Below are 23830 nucleotides of genomic sequence, written 5' to 3' on the forward strand. Positions count from 1 at the left end.
CTTACCTCCTATCCTTTGATACCCGAACTTGTGACACCTTCGACAAAATACTTTTGCGCGCTGAAGAATAAGATGATTGCTGGCAATAATGAGATCACCGACATTGCAAACACTTGATTCCATGGGGTATTAGTAGATGGGTCAACGTTGAGCCGCAACGCAAGAGATACTGGGAATTTGTCTTGTGAAGTGATATAAATCAATGGACCTAAGAAATCACTGAAACTCCAAACGAATTGAAAAATCACACAAGAAATCAGGGCAGGTTTTAATGCCGGAATCAGGACACGCCAGAGAACACCGAAAGAAGAACAACCGTCAACGATCGCTGCTTCATCGAGATCCCGTGGAATTGAACGCATAAACTGGATCATCATGAACACGAAGAAGGGTTCTTGTCCTAAAAATGAATTGGCCAGTAACGGAACATACGTATCTAATAGATCCAAGCGATTCCAGAAGAGATACAAGGGGATTCTGGTTACGACTTGAGGTAAAAACATCGTTGCCATTAACAACGAGAACATGATTTTCTTGAATGGAAAGTCAAACCGAGCAAATCCATAGGCTGTAAGAGTCGCCGAGACAACGGTAAAAAGAATCTTTGGAATGACGTATTTAAAGGTATTGATAAAATACAAGGTGAACGTATAATCGCCCTTGGTGTTCCAACCATCAATATATGCTTGGAAATCGATCGTTGAAGGAATGAAGCCGATTGATGTGAAAATCTCTGTGTTCGTTTTGAAGGACGCTCCAACCATCCAAATAATTGGATACAGCATAATCAGTGCAACGACCGTCAACAAAACATAGCGAATCAGTGCTTGACCATGCTTATTCGAGTGCTTCTTTTTTGCAGATGCTACAGGGGTTGCCTCCATTTATTTCCCACCTCCATCAGAATAATAGACCCATCGTTTTTGGCTCGTGAAAAGAAGAACCGTTGAACAAACAATCAACGCAAACAACACCCAACTTGCCGCACTTGCGTAGCCCATATCAAATTCTTTAAATGCTTTATCATAAATAAACATCGAGGACAGATACGTGGCATTGAGGGGACCACGACCGGTGACAATAAAAGGACCGTTAAATTCTTGAAAGGCATTGTTTAGCTGCATCACTAAGTTGAAAAAAATGGTTGGTGTGATCAAAGGAATCGTAATTTTGAAGAACTGGGTCACCCTTGATGCGCCGTCCAAACTCGAGGACTCATATAAATCCTGGGGGATTTCCTTCAATGCAGCTAAGAAAATCAACATTGAGGAACCAAATTGCCACACTTTCAAGAGAATCAAGACGACCATTGCGCCTGTAGGTGTCGATAACCAGTTAATTGGCTCGATGCCAACGGTTCCTAGAAAAATATTCACCAAACCTTCTGGTTGAAACATTGATCGCCAAAGCACACCAACGGCCACGTTTCCTCCTAGAATCGAGGGAATATAATACGCCGTCCGATAGAAATTGATGGCTTTTAATTTGAAATTCAGGATAAACGCAACGAACAACGCAAACCCTAGTTGAAAAGGCACAGTAAACACTGTATAAATCAGTGTCGCCCGCATCGAATCAAGAAACGTTTGATCCTTAAAGAGATTCACATAATTTTGAATGCCTAAAAATGCAGGTGTCTGTCCGACACGAGCCAAAGAATAATCGGTCAGTGAGTAATAAAATGAGGACAAGATCGGCCAAGCGGTCAACAGTAAAAAGCCAATCATCCAAGGGGTTACATAGATCAAGCCCACTTTTTCCTTTTTCATAAAATCCCTCCAAACTTTTTGACAACGATTCACGACACTTCATGGAAGCAAACAAAAGCCATTCACTCCCATAAAGCATGCAGATAGTTGCCTATTGCAATTTATAGTCTTTCGCAAGCTTTTCGGCTTGTTCTTTTGTTTTCGTGTAGACGTTGCGAGCAGCTGTTTCTAAATCCGTTCGTCCTAATTCGACAGCTTCCATTTCTGCAGTGTAAATAGTCGTTAAGGTACCATCTTCATAGAACGGCGTCTGGTTGATTTTTGCGACACTTTGGGCGTACTCAAAGCCTTCTTTCATCACGCCTGATAATTGTCCATCTTCCGTCAATACTTCGATCGCTTTGCTTGAAGCAGGAATCCCTCTGGAAAGACCCAAAATTTTATTTGCTTCCTCGCCATTTAAAAGTTCATTTAAAAATGTTCCTACTTCTTCTGGATGTTCGACATTTTTCCGAACGGCAAAAAGCAGTGAAGGTTTTGACATTAAATTCACCTCGGTGCCGCCTTCTGCGATTGGGTAGTCAACGACAACCATTTCATCCCCTACTTCTTTCAATGCTTCATAATTAGAAGACATACTGGCATTCCAATCGATGCCGCCCGCATATTGTCCTTCAATCCACTTTTTGTTGGTGGCTAAGGATACCGGTTCTGAGCCGACATTTTCTAAATAATCTTGTCTTGAAACGAAGACCCCAGCATCTGCCATTTCCTTATACCAAGTCATCGCTTCTAAATAGTCTTGTTCTGTCCAATTCATATTTCCTTGTTCATCAAACTCAGACGTTCCAGTCTTTTGTTGCAACCAAATGGTTACTGGAAAACGCCAAGTTGGGGATACGACACAAAAGGTCCCTTCTGGTAACTTCTTAGCGGCTTCCACATAATCGTCCCACGTCTTCAATGTAGTGACATCAATACCATGTCTTTCATATTCGGATTTGTTTAAATACATAACTAAAGTATTTTCCCCATAAGGAACGGCAACCTGCTTTCCATCAACTTGTCCGAATGCCAAAAAATCAGGATCATAGGTGGACAGATCCAAACTATCGATTGTATTAAGATCATAAAACCCGTCATTTTGCCCGAATTGCGGCACCCAATTGTAGAGTAAAGTCGTGATATCCGCCAAAGTATTGCCAGCATACCTCGTCGTGAATGCTTGATCCAAATCGCCAAAGCCGCTTGGCTCTCCTTTTACTGCAATTTCAGGATGCTCCTTTTCAAAATGAGCGATCATCTCTTGGGTTGCCTGATGGCGATCGTCATTTCCCCACCAACTAAAGCTGATTTCTACTCGATCACCACTCCCCGTTGTCTCAGTCTTTTTTCTCCCAGCATTGCATCCAGCCAACACCAACGATATCGAAAGCAAAGAACCTACCACTATCAATTGTTTTTTCCATTTTTTCATCACTCTTCCTCCTGATTCTTTTTAGTAAGTTGGATAAACTAACTTATATTACAAAAAATTTTACCTCTGGTTGAAATCTTTTTTCTCAGTGATCTAAACGGGCTATCTCTTCTTTGAAGCCTAGCACGTGATTCTCTTTCTACGCATAAATTTGACGTCCATGTGCATCTGGAATGCCGCTTTTACGATAAAAATACGTGTTGATTTGATCCCGCCAATCTCTAGCAGAACGAACTTGTTCTTGCAATCGTTCGGCGACGTTTTGATAACTTTCTTCATCGATTTGTCCCTGTAAGGAAGCCCACTCGGTAACATATTCCTCTACTTTTTCATAGCCTTCGAAATGCGTGTCATAAATGTGTTGAATGATCGTTTTGCCGCTTTGTAAGACATGGTCGTATGGCAGATGGTGGAAAAATAAGACAAGTTCATCTGGGCAAGTTTCTACATTTTCGTATGTTTCACACCAAGCATCCGCATACTGGCTTACATAGCCGGTGCCGTCTTTTAACGTTCGATTGACGCCAATGCCCTTTCTATCCGCAAAGTGATACGTCCCCCATCTATCATATTCGTAGCCATCGACATCAGGCCCATAGTGATGATTGGGACGAACCATAAAACCGATACCTAGTGGGGCAGTATAATTTTCATAGGTCTGATAGGACGTAGCGAGGATTGCAAGTAGTCGTTTTTTAGCAGAATCATCTAACTCAAAGGACAAATCGATCCATTCACAAAGGATAGCTTCCGTGCTTAATTCATTGTTCCAAATCAATCTGCCATAGCCAAAAAGGTTTGCTTGCGCTAGCTTGTGTCCGGTCCAATTATCATCCATGCCGACATTGACGACTGCTGCCACGCCAGAGTATTTAGGATTTGGACTTTGCTCTGGTAGAATCTTCTTTACTGTGGCGTGTTCAAGTGGATGCTTCGTATCAAAATCTAGCACATCTTTCCACATCGGTAGTAAGCAGCAAATGTGCTTTTGTTGTCCGGTATACTCTTGCGTCACTTGGAATTCCAACATTTGATTGGTGTGTTTTAACGCGCCAAAAAGCGGCGTCACGGGTTCCCGTACTTGAAAATCAATCGGTCCATTTTTAATCTGTAAAATAACATTTTCCTCAAACGTACCGTCTAATTTCATGAAGTGGTCGTAGGCAGCTTTGGCACGATCAATTGAGCGATCTCGCCAATCCTGTAAACAATCATAAACAAAGCAGCGCCATATCAGTAGCCCTCCATAGGGTTGCAACGCCCGTGCCAGCATATTGGCACCATCATTATGGTCACGCCCGTAAACAAACGGTCCCGGTTCCCCTTCAGAATCAGCTTTGACTACAAACCCACCAAAATCCGGCATCACCTGATAGATTGTATCTGCTGTTTTTTGCCAAAATGCAATAACTTCCTCAGCTAACGGATCGGCGGTCATTAGTCCTCCAACGGATAAAGGTGCCGCAAAGTTGATACTTAAAAACGTCCGAATCCCATAGGCAGCGAATGTATCTGCGATCTTTTTAATCTCGATCAAATACGGTTCCGTAATAAACCATTTGGCATCTCCGCGAACATTCACGTTATTGATAGAAACCGTATTCATTCCGATGGAAGCTAAGAAATGCGCATAGTCGCGTACCGTTTCATGGTCGTGCCGAAACTGATTGTTTGAATAGAAAATCGATTCTCCAGCGTAGCCACGTTCGATCGTCCCATCAAAATTATCCCAATGATTGACCATACGAATGGCTTGATTGGGAATCGACCTCAGATTTTCTGGCAACTCAGTGGTTCGAATCACATGCTTGTAAAGTTCAAAGAAGCCATATAACCAGCCTTTACTAGTGTTCGCATAAACGACTGTCTGATTATGCTCATGACTGATCTCAAATCCTTCATCCCCAAGCAACGCATCCGTTGCCTTTTTGAAATATAACTCTGCATTTGTCTCTTCCACACAGCGGCACATTGGAAATAATGTCTTCATCTCTCGTTTGATCGTATCCGTCAATTGGTCCGACTGCTCGAAACTATATGTCGAAACTACATCAGTTGCTACACGCTTTTTTAGCCAACACTCGTCTTTCTTTCTCATTGCTTCATCCCCTCTTTTATCTAAAAAATCCCTTCCGGCAGTTTCCAAGCAACTTCACTTTCTATGTGAATCCCTCCTCAGAGCTTTTTGACTATTTGATAGACGAATAGAAACCGAGGCTTGCCGACACTTTATTTTATAAATGAAATGTGTCAATACCTGTTATTTTAACTTCCCCATCTGAAACACAAAAAAAGGATTGGACGACTGTCCAATCCTTTTGACATAGCGAAATAAGCATAAGGCATCCTGCATAAAATCCCAGAAAATCTGCTTTTCCTACTAGAAAAAGAACAGAATATTAGGTACAATAAACAGGTCGATACCTTAGGGTATTGACTATGGCAACTTGATTAGTCAGTCCTATTGACTTTTCAAGGCCTCGTATTGGAGCGCCAACTCTGATACGGGGTGCCTTTTTTTATTCGGTTTCTATTCCCCTCTATTGTATAGAAACCCGTTTTGGAAAGCAAGACCAAATCTGAGGGAAATGATTTAATAACAGAATTGATTTATGGTTTTTTGATGTTTTCTTATACTTTTTGATGGATAATGTGTAATCGGTGTGTACAATTTGTTATTATGATGTAATCTCCTTGACCGTATTAATATTATCATATGGGGTGATTTTTTGTATCATAGAATTCGCGACTTACGCGAAGACAAAGACTTGAATCAAGAACAACTTGCTAAACTACTGAATATCAGCCAAATTACTTACTCCTACTATGAGTCAGGGAAATTAGACATTCCTACTCAACTTTAATATCCTCGAGATATCATCAATCTCCAACGCATCTGCAATCCTTTCAATGTGTTCTAAATAAATTTTTTTTCTTTTTCCATTTGCCAAATTGCTTAAATTTGATGGCTCAATTCCCGACAATCTTGCGAGTTCTCTTAAAGACATCTGACGTTCTGCTAATAAATCGTTGATTAGCACTTCCACTTTTCTACCACCTTCATTTTCGTTCATTTGTATTTCCTCCTTGTGTTGTCTATATAAACATGGTATAGTACAATAATTTTAGATTGTTGTTCGTATAGACATGAAGTTAATAAATATAGAAGAAGGTACCCTTAAGACATCGGAAAATGAAAATAAAGAATTCCTGACAAAGAAGAATCAACCGATTAAAACCATTACTCAACAAGATATCAATGCGCTATAAACAACACCTGAGCAATTTCGATCATGGTCATCGATGCTAGAGGTATTAATCAAATTATTTGATTGTAAAAAGAACTGAATAATAATGAAAAAATTACTAAAACTTACCATTTGATACGAAAAAAGACACTCTCCAAAAAGAGAGTGTATCGAATCTTTGATAAAAAGATTAACGTTTTGAGAATTGTGAAGCTTTACGAGCTTTCTTAAGACCTGGTTCTGTGTCAGATATTTTTAAAGAGGTGTAAATCCCTTTAATAGCAATGTGTTAAGAAATATTTTGACAGGTATGGTTTTAATGAATTTCAACACATTTTAAGGCACCCGTACCTAATAGAGTACCCAAAAATACACGTGCGTTAGAACAGACTATTTAACTAATAATAACGTACTAATTAATAATTTTTATAGAATAACACAACTGTAAAAACTTTTACCATTTTAATTTTTTCTTTCATCTGTAGGATAGAAGAATGTTTATCAAAAATAAGTTGCTTCAAATTTTCTACACATTTGCAGCCATATCATTTTTAAAAATATAGTATTGATTAGGATCTGTACGAGATGAAGCTATTTTTTCTATTGTTCCCTTTGCTTCTAAACTTTCTAGAATTTTTCTAGCAGTATTTGTACTATTGTTCATATCTTTAGCAAGTTGAGCTGTTTTTATTTTTCCCTTATTATAAATAATAGATAAAGCTCGTTGTTCTCCTATTGTTAATTCGGACCAATCAATTGATAATTTGTCCTCAATATTTTCAGATTGACGCAATTTTCTAATATAGATGTTGTTTTTCAAAGTCAATTTAACAGTATTATTTTTTTCCTCGTATATTGGATCATCTAAAAAGAATGCTTCCATCTGGCTATAAATTCGATCAACACCTTCTCCAAATTCTCTTACCCACTTTAAATCATTCATAGTTCTGGCTATTATTGGATTTTTCGAAAAGTGAACTTCTCTAATATTTTTAGGGGTAACAATAGACGGAAATTTCCCGGGACTTTGGATTTCTAATCGATCATCGTACATCATTACTCTAATATCGTCTCCTGATATGTTGTAAGATCGGTGAATTGCTGCATTTACTATACCTTCGATCCATGCTTCCTCAGGATACTCTGGAGCCTTTTCAAATTTTTTAGTATCTATATTAAGAAAATTAAATTCTCTTAACTGACCTGCAACGATACTAATTATTTTATCTAAAACATTTGGAAGAGAACCTTCCACCGTTTCATTTTTTATTACATTCATGCGAGTTCCAGTTTGAGCTTCCGATCCTTCATAGCGAATAAATCTTATCTTAGCATTCGGCAAAAATACATGCGGGTAATTACTGAATAATATTATTGCTGCATTTGTAAGTACATATTCCTTATTAGGTAATCTCTTAGCTAAACCTCTAGAAAAAAGAAGATTCCATATGTCATTTTTCTTATAATCATGAATTTGTTTAAAGCGTTCTAATAAAGATTCATCTAAATCTTCCAACAAACATTCTGGATTTGTTTCGCTTTCAAAACTCCTTGAACCACGTTCATATTCCAAATCTTTTCTCTGTTCATAGGATAGCTCTTTAGTTTCATCCCCTACTCTAGTAAAAACTTTATCCTTCATTGTTGAATATACTTTCTCATAGCTAGGATCTACTTCTATTAGTAATACCCTATCTTTATTGCCATTTGATTTTGTTATTTCTCTAAATTCATGTCTTATTGGTAATACAGGCTTACAACAATCGTACCCAACTTGAATAAGATCATTTAATTTAATTGACTCTAATTGATTAACTCCTTCTAAAATTCCATCATTAATCCCCACAGCCACAATTCCACCATTAGTATTTGCAAATGCTATTAATGTTTCTGCTAATTTTTGTGGTTTAATTTTACCTGATTTTCTATCGAAAAAAGCACTTTCTGGCATTGTTCGTATTTTTTCTATACTAACTGTTTTTATATTCACAGTACCCACCCAACTCTCTAACACTTTCTCTCTCTTCATTTAACATTGTACTTTCTTTTTCTTATTAACTCAACATTACAACCATTTTTTTAATTTTACTATTACTATCCCTCCTAATTTACTACACCTTTTTGCTTCTAAATGGTCTACTCTACTTCGCTACTTTCGTCGCTATTTCTCAACTTTTTCACTCACACTTGTTACTCTTTTTGCTTCTACATGACCTACTTTACTTCGCAATTTTCGTCGCTACTTCTCAACTTCTTCACTCACACTTGTTACTCTTTTTGCTTCTACATGACCTACTTTACTTCGCTACTTTCGTCCCTGCTTCTTAACTTTTTTGATTATACTTAACTACTCTTCTTGATTCTATATGGCCTACTTTACTTCGCAATTTTCGTCGCTACTTCTCAACTTTTTCACTCACACTTGTTACTCTTTTTGCTTCTACATGACCTACTTTACTTCGCTACTTTTGTCCCTGCTTCTTAAATTTTCCACTCACACTTGTTACTCTTTTTGCTTCTACATGACCTACTTTACTTCGCTACTTTTGTCCCTGCTTCTTAAATTTTCCACTCACACTTGTTACTCTTTTTGCTTCTACATGACCTACTTTACTTCGCTACTTTCGTCCCTGCTTCTTAACTTTTTTGATTATACTTAACTACTCTTCTTGATTCTATATGGCCTACTTTATTTCGCAATTTTCGTCGCTACTTCTCAACTTTTTCACTCACACTTGTTACTCTTTTTACTTCTACATGACCTACTTTACTTCGCTACTTTTGTCCCTGCTTCTTAAATTTTTCACTCACACTTGTTACTCTTTTTGCTTCTACATGACCTACTTTACTTCGCTACTTTCGTCCCTGCTTCTTAACTTTTTTGATTATACTTAACTACTCTTCTTGATTCTATATGGCCTACTTTACTTCGCAATTTTCGTCGCTACTTCTCAACTTTTTCACTCACACTTGTTACTCTTTTTGCTTCTACATGACCTACTTTACTTCGCTACTTTTGTCCCTGCTTCTTAAATTTTTCACTCACACTTGTTACTCTTTTTGCTTCTACATGACCTACTTTACTTCGCAATTTTCGTCGCTACTTCTCAACTTCTTCACTCACACTTGTTACTCTTTTTGCTTCTACATGACCTACTTTACTTCGCTACTTTCGTCCCTGCTTCTTAACTTTTTTGATTATACTTAACTACTCTTCTTGATTCTATATGGCCTACTTTATTTCGCAATTTTCGTCGCTACTTCTCAACTTTTTCACTCACACTTGTTACTCTTTTTGATTCTATATGGCCTACTTTACTTCGCAATTTTCGTCGCTACTTCTCAACTTTTTCACTCACACTTGTTACTCTTTTTGCTTCTACATGACCTACTTTACTTCGCTACTTTTGTCCCTGCTTCTTAAATTTTTCACTCACACTTGTTACTCTTTTTGATTCTATATGGCCTACTTTACTTCGCAATTTTCGTCGCTACTTCTCAACTTTTTCACTCACACTTGTTACTCTTTTTGCTTCTACATGACCTACTTTACTTCGCAATTTTCGTCGCTACTTCTCAACTTCTTCACTCACACTTGTTACTCTTTTTGCTTCTACATGACCTACTTTACTTCGCTACTTTCGTCCCTGCTTCTTAACTTTTTTGATTATACTTAACTACTCTTCTTGATTCTATATGGCCTACTTTATTTCGCAATTTTCGTCGCTACTTCTCAACTTTTTCACTCACACTTGTTACTCTTTTTGATTCTATATGGCCTACTTTACTTCGCAATTTTCGTCGCTACTTCTCAACTTTTTCACTCACACTTGTTACTCTTTTTGCTTCTACATGACCTACTTTACTTCGCTACTTTTGTCCCTGCTTCTTAAATTTTTCACTCACACTTGTTACTCTTTTTGCTTCTACATGACCTACTTTACTTCGCAATTTTCGTCGCTACTTCTCAACTTTTTCACTCACACTTGTTACTCTTTTTGCTTCTACATGACCTACTTTACTTCGCAATTTTCGTCGCTACTTCTCAACTTTTTCACTCACACTTGTTACTCTTTTTGCTTCTACATGACCTACTTTACTTCGCTACTTTTGTCCCTGCTTCTTAACTTTTTTGATTATACTTAACTACTCTTCTTGATTCTATATGAAAAATTTGAGAAACGTCTAAATGAGGCTATAGAAGCAAAGTAAAATAAAATAAAACATTAAAATAACGTGACATTCACCTATAAAGAACGCTATTACCACTAAATATCCAGCTCTTAAAAACAGCTAATCAAAAAACTCGTACCTTTTTTCATACCTATTCTCTCAAAAAAAGACACTTTCCAAAAATTGGAAAGTGTCTTGATTTTGCACAACTCATCAGTCCTTATTGACAAAGAGCCCTGAAACGTTGGTATAAAGCAAAAATTAACGCTTAGAGAATTGTGAAGATTTATGATCTTTCTTGAGACTTGGTTAAACAAACTTCTATTTTATAGTGTTTTAAAGGGATATATATCGTGTGGAATCAATATTCCCATGTTCATAGAGTTTTGCTGAACTATATAGAGTTATATCCTGTCATTACCTCAAATCATTACCACAACTTGGCGAGTTGGCTGATAGAAGAATATAAAAAAATAAATGGAATTTTTCGATTCCAAAATTCAAAACAAATAAATGATTAGTCTCTTCTAATTTTCAAAACTTAGCTTTTGAGGTTAAGATATTACCCTGATATTATTCGCTTTACATCTTCTAAATAATCATTCGTAACTTCTGGTACCAAAAAGTTACCATCAATAGCTCTTGCCATAACCTCTTCTTTCTCTTTCAAGCGCTCATATACCTTTTTATCAATAAAACCCTGATGAGCACGATCACCTTCAGTCATCAAGTAGTAGTAACGTGTATATTGATTTGGTGCCAAACCCAAACGATGAATTCGATCTCGTGACTGTAACATAAAGGTTAGATTGAAATTATATTCAAAGTAAACCGCATCGTGAACAGACTGATGCAAAGAGATCGACTCTCCCAATGTATTAGGATTAGAAATCAACACTTGAACTGGACCGTCACGAAATTCATTGATTAGATCTACTCGGTCATCCTTTGGCGTAGCTCCATACACTAAATTTACACTGATATCATGAGCTTTCAAAGTTTTCTTAATCTTAATCATCGTTTTTACAAACATACCCCAGACTAGCACTTTTTTCCCAGAATGAACCAGATTTAACACCAATTCAATTCCTGCATCAAATTTTGGCGAGCTCATGTTTTCAACACCAAGATTGAGATAAGCTTGTTTACGAACATCAGCCTTTTCTTCTTTTGTAAGTGCTGTGAACTGATTCAAATCGACTTCACTGTCTAGTAGACCTAATTCAGAATAATTCAAACGATCTGTAAGTAACGCTGGATTCGTAGATGCCTGTAATAAGCGCAAGTAAATCGAAAGAATACTTGTTTCATGCTCGTAAATTGTTTCTGCAACTAACTTCTGATCGAAATTAGTTGCAACAGAAATAATATTATCCGAATCTGCCGGTGGTACTTGCAGGTCATTTTTATTCGTCCGCCAGAAGAAAGGAGCTAATTTCTGATTTACTACTGAAGGGACCGGATTTTCCAGCTCGCCTACGTCCCAACCAAAGTGACTATCATACTCACGATCATAAAGCAGATGTAGAAAATTATAGATATCTTTATAGCTGTTTGGAATCGGCGTTCCGGTCAACACATAGTGATACTGAGCTGATGGTCCTAAATCAAGGGCAGCCTGAGCTCGCTGCCCACCAATTCCTTTCACACGATGGACTTCATCAAAAACAATCATCGTCCGTTCGTCAATCAATTCATTTAAAACACTCAGTCTTCCCTTTAGAGCTTCAAAATTAATGACTACAACGTTGCTGATACTCCAGTCACTTCGAATTTTCCCAGGGTCTTTATAGCGAGTAGTCCGTAAATCCATGAAGTGTAGCTCCCGCTTTGTACCAAAAACTTCTTTAAACTCCGTCTTCCAAGCTTCAAAAGCGTTAATCGGTGATACCGCCAACAAACGATCTACCTCATTAACTTGTGGACTTGAGAGATAAGCAAAGGCACCGTACATCATCGCCGTTTTCCCAGCCCCCGGGACAGAAAAATTGGCTGCTCTTTTCATTTTTGCTAAATAGAAACTAGCTTGCACCTGTTTAGGTTTCAATGGTCGTGTTATCTCTTGATCAAGAATCTCAGTAAACCCTGTCAATTCAGGAGTCCAACGTTCATCAAAGTCTTTGATTGTCAAACCAGCTGTTTGATGCTCTCGAATGGCGTATTTACTATTGCTAATGTAGTTCTCTATCCCGCGATCAACCATAACCGGAGGATATCCTAACTTTTCGAGCCCTGCATTTAACTTCTCCAGCAACTCCTCAAGCTGAACATAATTCATTTCTGAATCAATCAGTAATTCCCCTCGATCAACAAAATAACTTTGATATCTATCTAATAATCGCTGAATCCTTCTCTCATCCAAAGGATGTTTAACGCTATCCACAAGTTGGTAATAGGTTACCCCGTCTATTGTTACTGTTCGAATTTCCGGATTAGAGTTCATTTTCATAAATATCGATTAGTTCTCTGCTAGTAATATTGATTTGAATAAGAAGGTCGCGAATTTCTTTAACCTGATCCTTACCTAACTCAAAAAATGACAGATTCCCAATCAATCCTCCACTTTTTTTCATATCCTCAAGACTAGCAAATGACTCCTGCACGTCACCGATAAAACTTTCCACGCTCTTCCCACGATTTTGCCGGTTAACAGTTTGGACATAATCCTCATTGATACTACGCAGTTCTGGTGTTGCTTTAGCTAGGGCCTTGCGTAAGTCTCCTGCAGAAGTAATCGTGGTTTCCTCTAGTTTGTCACGCAGATCCTCAACCTTGTCTTCTACTGCATCGTTAAAATTATTGCTTTCACTACTCGCAAGAACATCCTTAAAGTACACTCGAATTTCACGACCGGTATCCTCACCAACAGACAACATCTTACTAAGCAAAGCAAACGTTGTCGCTTTTGACTGCTCGTAGGATGGACCTTTATGTGGAAATTGCCGTGCCAACTTTTTCGAAAATTCAAAAAGTGGTGTATAGAGCTTTGTATCTTTAATGATATGGTATGCATTTGGTGCAGCATTGATAAACTCCAAATAATCCTGCATTAAGCCTACAGTATCAATGCGATTTTCCACATCTTTTTTAGTTGACCGAGATTCCTTAGCATAGTCCGCCGCAGTCAGTAATTGATCAGCGACCACCGTTTGATATGTGTCTACGGCCAAATCAACCGGATCATAGGATTTCTTTTCTTCAACCCCCATCTGAATCGCCAATTCAAGTCGCTTAATTTCAGCACGTTCAGTTTTAGACTCATAAGAGAACGGTAAGATTACCGCTTCAAAATAGTAGGTCTCTCCGGATTCACGAGCCAACTGACGTAATGCCGTAAAACGCCGATTCCCATCGATTACTCGGCCGTCAGATAAGACATATCCTGGCACATGTTGGGAATTTTGTTTGATATCTTTCTTGGTTGCTCTTAATTTGGGTGCATCGTCTTCAACAATCATGGATTCCACCGCCATATTGTATTCAGGATTATCCTCATCAAGATCTGGCAAAAGTTCCATTTGAGAACGAGTTACTGCGGAAGCAATCCGTCCATTTTCATTGTTGTAATAAAGATAGTTTAAAGGAATTCGATAAACGTCTAAAATACTTTCATTCACATTTGGTAGCCGAATTGGCAGTTTAGGACGAGCGCCCGTTTTGGTTAATTGTCCTTGCTCTGCTAAATCAATTAATGAGATACTTTCCATCATTCGTTCACTCCCTTACTAAGTTTTTCAATTTCTTTATAAACATCTTTTGCTGAGGTTGCTTCTTTATACTTCACTTGGTGGTCTTTTAACATTTCGAAGAATTTCTTTTGAATTTCCACAATGCGAGCATCACCAATCCGCATATTTTCAGCTTTCGTTTCGACTAATAAATAAACGCTGGTGTCGTCTTCTTTCTCGACAACAAAAACGAAATCCGGTGTTGTGGTTCCCCCAGTGTATTTTGGCACCTGAATAGCCTTCTTAGGCAATTTACCAAAGACCGTCACCTTATTTCCATAGTCATGACGAAGTAGTTCTCTCTCTGGATTGACACTATCGTAACGCATCGGAGGATTCTCATAAAGATAACTTGAGCTTTCTCCTGCTTCTTCATCGATATGAACACCAATCACTTCCGCTCCAATGTCTTTGACAAAATCATCTGTTTCAACATCATACACTGAAGTTCTCGCTTGAAATTCTAAAGGTTTAAATTCATATTCTTGGCTGTATCTCTCTTCAAATCGATTCTTGAATTCTCTAATTAATGTCGCCAAACTGTCTTCACTCAGATATTCTTGGTCACCATGCAAATCATTCTTCAGCATGTGTAAAAGATTTCTGTGTACTAACTTCACTGGAATTCCGGTTGCTATGGTCAACCTTTTGATAAACTGACCATACTTTAATCCCGGTAAATACTGATGATTGTAGAGAGTGTCTTGTTCTCGAAGAACCGTTCGACGATTATCATCACTGGCCTCAACACTTTGCCGAATTCGGCTTGGTTGCTGTTTAGTATAATTGTCACGTTTTAGCAGAACACTCTTCACCATATCCGCCATGTTGTCTTCTGGAATTCGCTCAAATGCTACCATGTACCGCTTAGAAAATTGTTTCCAAAGATCTTTAATTTCTGCCCAGTTTTCCTTTTTAAGTCTGATTCGCAATTTATTATCAGGCTTATTGTTTTCTCGGACACGGTCTTTTTGCAAACGATTTTGATCTAGTTCAGGATACTTACTCATCAACCAGTCAAATCCCGATTTTTCAACACCGTCGATTGTCACCGATTCTCTAAAGTTGTTAGATCGTGTAATCAATCCTAAACCATCTAATTCTTCTAACAAAATATCTTCCGTATAACTGGCGTCAATTTTCTGTCTGGATTCAACAATTGCCGAGATCATTTCTTCCGTCAACATTGTTTCATTAAGATCCAGCTTAGTATCACTGTTAATTTCGCCGACTAATAATTTCGCAAATTCTTTCTCATCATATCCGATCAAAAAGGCTAGTCGAGAGGACCATTCATCCTGCTGCACGCGATGACCTGTTTCATCTACCGGCAGTCGCAGACCGCGCCCAACTTCTTGGATTTTACTGTTTTCACTACCGGAAGTCCGTAATTTAGCAATCACAAAAACATTTGGATTATCCCAGCCTTCACGGAGAGTCCATTTTGAGAATAAAAAACGTCTTGTTTGCCAATTGCCATTTTCATCCTTAAAACTCAATAGTTTTTCCTTGTTTTTCAAAATATCATTAACTTCAGCCTGAATCGCTTCATCACCGGAACCACGGTCCTCACCAAAATAACCCGCATGAACATTCTGAGTATCACTGTTTAGACTAGCTTGCGTAGCTTGTAGAAAACTCAAATACTCTTCTTCCCTTGGCTGACGCTTAAATTCATACTCCCGAATTAATCGTGTAAGTTTCTCATTTAATATCCGTTCAAAAGTCTGTTTCAGCCAACCATCAGATTGACGATAACTGTTAATACTATCGATGAAAAACAAGCTTAAAGACTTAATACGCGGGGAATTATACTCTTTATTATTCTCTCGCAAGAAATTTTCTTGCTCCGTTTCAAAATGACGATCAATGGCATCATGAATAATCAACTCTTGATAACTTGAACGAAAAGTCCCTGGAACAAGGGTCATCCCTGCCTCCAGTTCCAAATTGTTACTCAACGTCTTGGAACCAACATAAGTTACATCACCTTCAAACTCTGAGGTTACCTCAGCAAGGTTATCGCCAACACCAAGGGTCCATTCCTTTTGACCTTGTTTTAAGACTAGCTCTTTTGCTGCCACACGTTGCACTTTATAAGTATTTCTTGCTTGGGTCTCAGTCAAATCGGGATAGTAAATATCAATTCCTTTAACTAAACCACCATTAAAACTCTCCACGGCATTCAAGTCAAACTGAGGCTTGTTACGATAATAGTCCGTAATAACGACTTTATTTCGGCCAGTTCCTTCCGTACGCGTTGGGAAAGTTGCACCAAAGCGTATGATCATTTGTGGGTTCAATGCTTGGATAGCCTTGTAATTCGCTTTATCTCTTGGAAAACGATGCGGTTCATCGACAATTATCACTGGACGTGTATTTTGTAATGCTACTAACGGGCTTGTCACGCCACCAATCAGCGTCTGATCATAGTCATCTTTTTTCATATTAGCCGAGTTAAGCATACCTGCATTAATCAGTAATACTTGAATAGAATTGGCATTTTGATGACTGCCCTCCACAAAATTTAGAAGTTGAGCTGGGAAATTCTTACGACCAGATCGTGTAGTAAAATCACCAGCATTGATGACATTGAGCTCGATTTTAGTATTCCCGTAAAACTGAGAAAAATGCTGTTTGGCATAATCGCTTTGAATGAAGTTCTTAGTTCCTTCTTTAATTGCGGGACTAGGAACAACTAGAATAAATTTAAAAAGACCAGTTTGCTGATGAAGTTCATACATCATGCGAGTATAAACATACGTTTTACCCGTCCCCGTCTCCATTTTGACATCTATGTTGATGTTTTCGTTATAACGGCCCTTAATTAATGGATTGGCATAGACATAGTTTGCATCTGGATCATTTGATTGCTCATCGATTCCCGGAAAACTTGCCAGAATAGCTTCCAAACTCGCTTCTTGGTGAGGTAACTCTTCGAGTAATATTCTCATTTTCGAACTCCTCTCCTTAATACCGTTTCACTAGATTTACTTTAGAATCTAGTTGTTTCAAAGCAATCTCTAGTTCACGCATGCTTTCTAAACTGAAGGAATATCCGTACAGAACCACGGTTTGAACAATCATTTGATTGGTACCAATCAAATTTACTAACTCTTTAGTTTGTTCTGATCCCCAGCCCTCATTGATGAGATATAAGCGTGTTTTATCCGTATAAGTAGCGGAGTACCCCTTAAAATCAACTATTTCTTTTTGAGCGTCAAATTTATAACCATCAGCAACCATCCAAGTCGTGACAATAGTATCCTCACCGGTAGCATCACCCTCAATACCAAGTGCTTCTGCAGAGAATGGGGTGATCATATCGTCGAAGCCACTTTCACTAAGTTGGGTCATTTCGCCAGAAATACTAACAAACATTCCAGAATCAATATCGAACGAGTCAATATCAGTTATAGTAGATTGTTTAGGTCTCGAAATATGGTAGGCATTAAAAGGTATAAATCTTGATGCATTCCTGTCCCTGTTATCTAAATTTCTTAGTTTATTATAAGATCTAACGATTCTTTCTTTACTCAAATCCGCAATATTCATAAATCCCAATTCAAAAGCATTCTTACTATATATATTTGGCTTTGGATATATCGTACCATCACTATTACTAACATATGTTGGCTCATCCAGCTGAATTAAGATAAATTTCCTATTGGAGAGTTCATTTTCTTGATTGATTTGCATCACTGCATCTGCAGTAGTTCCCGATCCAGCAAAGAAATCTAGCACTGTCGAATCTTCAGTTGTAAAAATTTCCAACAAATATTTTATTAATGAACTTGGTTTAGGATTACTAAATACATCCTTGCCAAATAATGATAGTAGTTCAGCACTTCCTGTTGACGTCGTTCCCTTGTCAGTAATTATGCTCCGCGGTTTCTTTCCGGAGGGGATACGTTGTTTAAATTGAATACTCCATTTTCCACTGTTAAGCTTTGTAAATTTAATTTCTCCCTCTTCAAGATCTTTTAAGTACCTTTCTTGGGATCGTAGCCAACTTATTGGATTCCCATTTTCATCGTTTTCAATCACCTCCCCGTTTGGCGCAGTAATTGGATAGTACTGCTTCCCTGACTTTCGTTTAAAAGTATCCCAATAAAACTTTCCAATATCATCTTTTTCTTTGTATCGTTTCTCGTATTCTTCATCGTAAGGTTCGAATAACTTAGGTACATTGAAAATATTTTTTGCATACACAAGAATACTTTCTGTTTCCTCGGCGATATGTGTTGAGTCATTCCCACCACCTTGTTTATTTTGCCACACAAACCCCGGAAGCTTATTGACTTCTCCAAAAATTTCATTTAAGAGCAGTTTCAAATTTGCTTCTTCATTATCATCAATAGAGATTACAATAACCCCTTTACTTGTCAATAATCGCTTGGCTAACCATAGACGTGGATACATAAATGTTAACCAAGCTGAGTGCGTCGCTTTCCCCTGGATACTTGTCAATTTTTGTAACTCTTCATCATTAAGCCCGAACATCCTTTTCAATTGTGCTCCGCTGTACTCGAAATCATCAGGATAATTAAATCCATCTGAACCAGTGTTATAAGGTGGGTCTATATAAATCATATCAATCGAGTTTTCATAATTATTTATTAAATGCCGCAAGCCTTCGAGGTTATCTCCAGTGAGAAAGATATTCTCTTTATTTTTTTGATTCGTTATTATTTGTTCTTTTTTCGTAGGAGTAATAACAGATTCCGGTGATTCTCCTGTTTGTTTTTTTGCATAGTCTTTTCCAATAAAGTCAATTTGATAACCATCATTCAACTCAGAGATATTTCTTTCTCTTAGAGCCTTTATGAATTTTTCTAAATCAAACATTGGTTCTCTAACAATTTTACCTGTCGAGTCATATTTGTAATCTGAAAAAAATTCTGGAAGTTTTTTCTCTAAATCTTTCAAAAAAGCCGTATTGGGTTTTACCTTTTCATTCTCATCCATGATTTCTTTAAACATTTTGTTCTCCTCATTTCACATGAATATAGTAATAACATTTATATTTATTTATGAATGGTATACTTATTGATAATTTCAAAAGCTTAAAGAAAATAGCCTTTTCACAATGACCAACAAAATAGATATATGCTTCATAGCGGGATTGTTACAGAACGCTTAGCTTAGTTGCTTGGGTCATTGTCAACATCTACGACTACTGGTTAAAAATTTCTATTTTATAGTATTTTACAAAGTTATATATCGTGTGAAGTCAATATTTAGCTATATAACACATAAGTATACCCTAACGTTGCGTACCTCATTCATTATTATACCAGTATTTCTTCGTGACACATAAGAGTGTACCATAATAGTTTTTAATTAAAAGACTACAAGTAGTCATTGAAGCAAGTCTTCATAAGACACCTGTAAAATATCTTTAATAGCTCTTAATTGATCTAACTTAATGTGTTGCCGGCCGCCTTCAATCTTAACCAATGTTTCCCTAGTTATAGCCATTTTACTAAGCTGTAGTTCTCGTACTAATTCTGTTTGGCCCATTCCTTTTTCTACTCGGATTCGTCTAATATTGCTACCGATTACATTTTCTCTATCAATAATTTTTTCCTCTTTCAAGAATAGCACACCTTCTGGACTAAAATTAGTCCTTTTTCTTATTAATATTAAAGATTTGGTATGCTACAATGGGACTAATATTAGTCCACACCCAATTTTAAGGAGGAATTTTTTTGAAGAAATTTGCAATCATTCTAACCTGCGCTTTACTCATCGGAACTATAAACGGGTGTACCACTTCTGAAACAAGTTCTACAAGTACGGAAACTATTACAACAACCTCAGAAAGGAATTACCCTATACATTTTTTTCCGGTTCCAGATGAATTTGAAGCTTATTATCATGATAAAAAACTAGATGTCCCTTTATCAGAAACTGAATCTACTGAAAAGATTTTGCCAATTGAAATTGAAAGAAATCAAGACAATATAAAACTAAAAGCTGATCTTCCCTTACTGAACAGCACACAAATTGATAGACATAAAAATATCAAAATTAATATTGATAAAGGAGCGTTAGCACAACTTTATACTAAAAAAGTTGAACAATTTTTTGAGGCTGGTGCCAATAAAGACTTTTCAAAAATAAGCGATTATTCGGATAACTTTTTTAATGAAACCGAAGATGAAATCACGAACTCAACTTTTATGGCTGAAGATATGGACAATATGAAGTTAAAAAAAATAAAAGCTTACGATCATCCATTAAATCTGACACTAAATAATGGATTACTCTCTTTTGTATTAGCAGGTTACGTTGACTATGAATATTCACCAGATTATTTGGAGACACCTCTTTAACACGAGAACAATGATATTAATTTCGAAGAACAGTTACTACACATCGGAAAAAGTTATGCAACAATTCGCACTGAAGATCCGAATGCTACCAGAAAAACAATCAGGATTCAGAAGAATACAAAAAATGTCTCTTCCGAACGAATTTTACCAATTGATTTTCAGACCATTGAACTGTTAAAGCTTTGGAAAAAAGACTAGCAGAGGAACTTTTACAATTCGGCATAAATACAAAAACTAAAAAGCAACTTATCTTTACCTATGTAAATGCAGATGGAGCTATTAACCAGCCTCTACACGCAGATTATTCCAATAATATTATGAAACGGTTAGAGAAGAAATATAAACTTAAGCACGTTACTATTCATGGATTACGACACACTCACACCTCTTTACTTTTAGAAGGTGGTGCGAGCATTAAAGAAACACAAGATCGGTTGGGTTATAAAAATGCTGAAACTACCTTTAACACTTATTCTCATGTTAGTGAAAAAGCTCAACGAAATGCGTTAGAAAAATTCATTGCTTACACTGGTTTGTAATATTGTTATTACCTTTCTAATTACCAGAACGAAAAAAAGACACCTTCTCGCAATGAGAAAGTGTCTGAAATCGTTGGTATACCAACGATTAACGTTTTGAAAACTGTGAAGCTTTACGAGCTTTCTTAAGACCTGGTTTTTTACGTTCAACCATACGTGCGTCACGAGTAAGTAAGCCAGCACGTTTAAGAGCTAAACGGAAATCAGGATCAACTTGTAACAATGCGCGTGCGATACCGTGACGGATTGCACCTGATTGTCCAGCGTATCCACCACCATTTACGTTTACAAAAACATCGTATGAACCTTTAGTTTCTGTAACGCCGAATGGTTGGTTGATTACTTCACGCAAGTCTGCGTGTGGGATGTATTCTTCAACATCTTTTTTGTTAACAGTAATTTTACCAGTACCTGGTACTAAACGTACGCGGGCTACTGCATTTTTACGACGGCCAGTGCCGATATATTGAGCTTGTGCCAATGAAATTCCCTCCTATTAGATTAAGTTTGTGATGTCCAATACTTCTGGTTGTTGTGCAGCATGTGGGTGTTCAGCGCCAGCATAAACATGAAGTTTCATTCCTTGTTTACGGCCTAAAGTGTTTTTAGGAAGCATGCCTTTTACAGAAGTTTCGATCAAACGACGAGAATTTTTAGCACGTAATTCTCCAGCAGAGACTGATTTCAATCCTCCTGGGAAGTTTGAGTGACGGTAATAAATTTTATCGCTTGCTTTGTTACCTGTTAATTTGATTTTTTCTGCATTAATGACGATTACGAAATCGCCTGTATCCACATGAGGTGTGAATGTTGGTTTATTTTTACCACGTAAGACAGATGCTACTACTGCTGAAAGACGACCCATAGGAACATCTGTTGCATCTACTACGTACCATTTACGTTCTACTTCGCCTGGTTTGGCCATATATGTTGTACGCACAATTTTTTCCTCCAATTCAATTTCACGAATGTTTGACATACACTTGAGTTTCCGGGGCTCTTGTGGGGCAAACAATACCATATAACATAATACCTTCTATAAAGCCTAATGTCAACGTAATTCCGCCTCTTTTCGAAAATTTTCTCCATTCGTTTTCTGCCATTTTCTCTGAAAAACGAAACTTGTTGTTGCAGGCTGCTAAAACTGAATAGATTTATGAATATTATGTATAAACTTTCATCAACAAAGTGAGCATCCACTTCTTTTCCTTAATCACCGATAATAGTATAAAAACCTGATAATCACCACTTTTATGTATAAATATTTAATTTTACCCTTGATTTATTATTTTTATTCTGATAAGATAGCTTCAATCACTTGAAAACACGCGGAAAAGGAGTTAATAAGTATGAAAGAAAAAGTAATATTGGCCTATTCTGGAGGATTAGATACCTCCGTTTCAATTAAATGGTTAACGGACCAAGGATATGATGTGGTGGCTTGCTGCCTAGACATCGGTGAAGGTCGCGACACTCAGTCCATTAAAGACAAAGCATTGGCAGTTGGCGCGGTTGAATCTTATGCCATCGATGCCCGCGAAGAATTCGCCCAAGATTTTGCTTTGATCGCTTTACAAGGCAATACTTTTTATGAAAATTCTTATCCTCTTGTTTCCGCTTTGTCTCGTCCATTGATCGCCAAGAAATTGGTGGAGTTGGCATTAGCGACTGGCGCAACGACTGTCGCCCACGGCTGTACCGGTAAAGGCAACGACCAAGTTCGGTTTGAAGTAGCGATTGCCGCTTTAGCGCCTCACTTGAAAGTCATCGCACCGGTTCGGGAATGGAAATGGTCTCGGGAAGAAGAGATTGCCTATGCAGCTGAAAAAGGGGTGCCGATTCCCGCTGATTTGGACAATCCGTATTCCATCGATCAAAACTTGTGGGGACGTGCCTGTGAGTGTGGCGTCTTAGAAGATCCTTGGGCAACGCCGCCAAAAGGGGCCTACGCCATCACGCAAGAATTAGAAGATACTCCTGACGTACCAACGATCGTTGAGATCACCTTTGATCAAGGGGTACCGACGGCCATTGATGGCGAAACGATGAATCTAGCAGAATTGATCATGAAACTGAACCGGGTGGCTGGCGAGCATGGCGTTGGTCGGATCGACCATATCGAAAATCGTCTGGTGGGAATCAAATCACGGGAAGTTTATGAATGTCCAGGAGCGATCGCTTTGATGACGGCTCATAAAGAATTGGAAGATTTGGTCTTTGTTCGGGAATTGGCGCATTTCAAACCAATCATCGAGCAGCAATTAGCCCAAGTCATCTATGATGGTCTTTGGTTCAATCCATTGACGGAAGCCTTGATTACCTTCCTGAAAAGCACGCAAGTCTACGTCAACGGGATCGTGCGTTTGAAATTGTTCAAAGGCAACGTCATTTGTGAAGGACGTAAATCAGAAAATAGTTTGTACGATGAAAACTTAGCAACGTACACGTCTGCAGATACCTTTGATCAGCATGCGGCTATCGGCTTCATCAAATTATGGGGACTGCCAAGCAAAGTGCACGCTGAGATCCAAGCACAACAGCAACTAACAGAAACATTGATTTAAGTATGCACGGCTGAAGCTGCCGCTTCAGCCGTAATCTTTTTTTGAGGTGAGAAT

16 protein-coding genes and 1 pseudogene are annotated in these 23830 nt (G+C 37.8%); 4 read left to right on the forward strand and 13 right to left on the reverse strand.

Annotated elements, in window-relative coordinates; translation table 11 throughout:
* Positions 1 to 8: 8 nt before the first annotated feature.
* The 4 genes from IGI94_RS15810 to IGI94_RS15825 all read right to left on the reverse strand — a co-directional run bounded on the left by IGI94_RS15810 (position 9) and on the right by IGI94_RS15825 (position 5284).
* On the reverse strand, positions 9 to 884 hold the full coding sequence (locus IGI94_RS15810) for a carbohydrate ABC transporter permease (protein WP_101699545.1): 876 nt from the start codon (positions 882 to 884) through the stop codon (positions 9 to 11).
* Positions 885 to 1769, reverse strand: coding sequence for a carbohydrate ABC transporter permease (locus IGI94_RS15815; protein WP_413127627.1), 885 nt, complete (start codon positions 1767 to 1769; stop codon positions 885 to 887).
* A 91-nt stretch (positions 1770 to 1860) separates the two neighbouring features.
* Positions 1861 to 3186, reverse strand: coding sequence for an ABC transporter substrate-binding protein (locus IGI94_RS15820; RefSeq protein WP_101699547.1), 1326 nt, complete (start codon positions 3184 to 3186; stop codon positions 1861 to 1863).
* 139 nt (positions 3187 to 3325) lie between these two features.
* Complete coding sequence (locus tag IGI94_RS15825; protein WP_438899945.1) at positions 3326 to 5284, reverse strand: alpha-glucuronidase; 1959 nt, start codon at positions 5282 to 5284, stop codon at positions 3326 to 3328.
* Positions 5285 to 5954: 670 nt separating this feature from the next.
* On the opposite strand from IGI94_RS15825, the gene IGI94_RS15830 reads away from it, so the two are divergent.
* Positions 5955 to 6050, forward strand: a complete 96-nt coding sequence (locus IGI94_RS15830) for a helix-turn-helix domain-containing protein (protein ID WP_229045671.1) — start codon at positions 5955 to 5957, stop codon at positions 6048 to 6050.
* Here IGI94_RS15830 and IGI94_RS15835 read toward each other — a convergent pair.
* From IGI94_RS15835 to IGI94_RS15865, 7 genes are all read right to left on the reverse strand, one after another.
* On the reverse strand, positions 6027 to 6260 hold the full coding sequence (locus IGI94_RS15835; protein ID WP_422708970.1) for a helix-turn-helix domain-containing protein: 234 nt from the start codon (positions 6258 to 6260) through the stop codon (positions 6027 to 6029). The two genes, IGI94_RS15830 and IGI94_RS15835, sit on opposite strands and share 24 nt — an antisense overlap.
* A 700-nt stretch (positions 6261 to 6960) precedes the next feature.
* Entirely contained in the window at positions 6961 to 8448 is a 1488-nt protein-coding gene (locus IGI94_RS15840) for an ATP-binding protein (RefSeq protein ID WP_438899946.1), read from the reverse strand.
* 2721 nt (positions 8449 to 11169) lie between these two features.
* Complete coding sequence (locus tag IGI94_RS15845) at positions 11170 to 13056, reverse strand: SNF2-related protein (protein WP_438899947.1); 1887 nt, start codon at positions 13054 to 13056, stop codon at positions 11170 to 11172.
* On the reverse strand, positions 13040 to 14317 hold the full coding sequence (locus IGI94_RS15850) for a hypothetical protein (protein ID WP_438899948.1): 1278 nt from the start codon (positions 14315 to 14317) through the stop codon (positions 13040 to 13042). Before IGI94_RS15850 ends, IGI94_RS15845 begins: the two co-directional genes overlap by 17 nt.
* Positions 14314 to 17289: a type III restriction-modification system endonuclease gene (locus IGI94_RS15855; protein ID WP_438899949.1), complete on the reverse strand. Its 2976-nt coding sequence runs from the start codon at positions 17287 to 17289 to the stop codon at positions 14314 to 14316. The genes IGI94_RS15850 and IGI94_RS15855 overlap by 4 nt, the downstream gene beginning before the upstream one ends.
* A gap of 16 nt (positions 17290 to 17305) precedes the next feature.
* Positions 17306 to 19318 (reverse strand): DNA methyltransferase, encoded by a 2013-nt coding sequence (locus IGI94_RS15860; RefSeq protein ID WP_438899950.1) that lies wholly within the window; start codon positions 19316 to 19318, stop codon positions 17306 to 17308.
* Positions 19319 to 19696: 378 nt separating this feature from the next.
* Positions 19697 to 19942 carry a helix-turn-helix domain-containing protein gene (locus IGI94_RS15865; RefSeq protein ID WP_438899951.1) on the reverse strand — a complete coding sequence of 82 codons (246 nt, stop codon included), beginning with the start codon at positions 19940 to 19942 and terminating at the stop codon, positions 19697 to 19699.
* Positions 19943 to 20046: 104 nt separating this feature from the next.
* On the opposite strand from IGI94_RS15865, the pseudogene IGI94_RS15870 reads away from it, so the two are divergent.
* Positions 20047 to 20670 (forward strand): annotated as a pseudogene (locus tag IGI94_RS15870) (hypothetical protein); the annotation flags it as partial.
* A gap of 185 nt (positions 20671 to 20855) precedes the next feature.
* A complete protein-coding gene (locus IGI94_RS15875) occupies positions 20856 to 21212 on the forward strand; it encodes a tyrosine-type recombinase/integrase (protein WP_438899952.1) in 357 nt (118 codons plus the stop codon).
* A gap of 88 nt (positions 21213 to 21300) precedes the next feature.
* Here the strand turns inward: IGI94_RS15875 and rpsI are convergent, their stop codons facing one another.
* Positions 21301 to 21693, reverse strand: coding sequence for a 30S ribosomal protein S9 (gene rpsI, locus IGI94_RS15880; protein ID WP_003128901.1), 393 nt, complete (start codon positions 21691 to 21693; stop codon positions 21301 to 21303).
* A gap of 15 nt (positions 21694 to 21708) precedes the next feature.
* Positions 21709 to 22155: a 50S ribosomal protein L13 gene (rplM, locus tag IGI94_RS15885; RefSeq protein WP_301280258.1), complete on the reverse strand. Its 447-nt coding sequence runs from the start codon at positions 22153 to 22155 to the stop codon at positions 21709 to 21711.
* Positions 22156 to 22561: 406 nt separating this feature from the next.
* Here rplM and IGI94_RS15890 point away from each other — a divergent pair, with 406 nt between their 5' ends.
* Positions 22562 to 23776, forward strand: coding sequence for an argininosuccinate synthase (locus IGI94_RS15890; RefSeq protein ID WP_438899954.1), 1215 nt, complete (start codon positions 22562 to 22564; stop codon positions 23774 to 23776).
* The last annotated feature ends 54 nt before the right edge of the window (positions 23777 to 23830 follow it).

The organism is Enterococcus sp. AZ149 (assembly GCF_051714285.1).
Taxonomy (GTDB): Bacteria; Bacillota; Bacilli; order Lactobacillales; family Enterococcaceae; genus Enterococcus_D; species Enterococcus_D entomosocium.

Coding starts and splice junctions, on each gene's coding strand:
- IGI94_RS15810 (WP_101699545.1), bottom strand. CDS start 884: ATGGAGGCAACCCCTGTAGCATCTGCAAAAAAGAAGCACTCGAATAAG.
- IGI94_RS15815 (WP_413127627.1), bottom strand. CDS start 1,769: ATGAAAAAGGAAAAAGTGGGCTTGATCTATGTAACCCCTTGGATGATT.
- IGI94_RS15820 (WP_101699547.1), bottom strand. CDS start 3,186: ATGAAAAAATGGAAAAAACAATTGATAGTGGTAGGTTCTTTGCTTTCG.
- IGI94_RS15825 (WP_438899945.1), bottom strand. CDS start 5,284: ATGAGAAAGAAAGACGAGTGTTGGCTAAAAAAGCGTGTAGCAACTGAT.
- IGI94_RS15835 (WP_422708970.1), bottom strand. CDS start 6,260: ATGAACGAAAATGAAGGTGGTAGAAAAGTGGAAGTGCTAATCAACGAT.
- IGI94_RS15845 (WP_438899947.1), bottom strand. CDS start 13,056: ATGAAAATGAACTCTAATCCGGAAATTCGAACAGTAACAATAGACGGG.
- IGI94_RS15850 (WP_438899948.1), bottom strand. CDS start 14,317: ATGATGGAAAGTATCTCATTAATTGATTTAGCAGAGCAAGGACAATTA.
- IGI94_RS15855 (WP_438899949.1), bottom strand. CDS start 17,289: ATGAGAATATTACTCGAAGAGTTACCTCACCAAGAAGCGAGTTTGGAA.
- IGI94_RS15860 (WP_438899950.1), bottom strand. CDS start 19,318: ATGTTTAAAGAAATCATGGATGAGAATGAAAAGGTAAAACCCAATACG.
- IGI94_RS15890 (WP_438899954.1), top strand. CDS start 22,562: ATGAAAGAAAAAGTAATATTGGCCTATTCTGGAGGATTAGATACCTCC.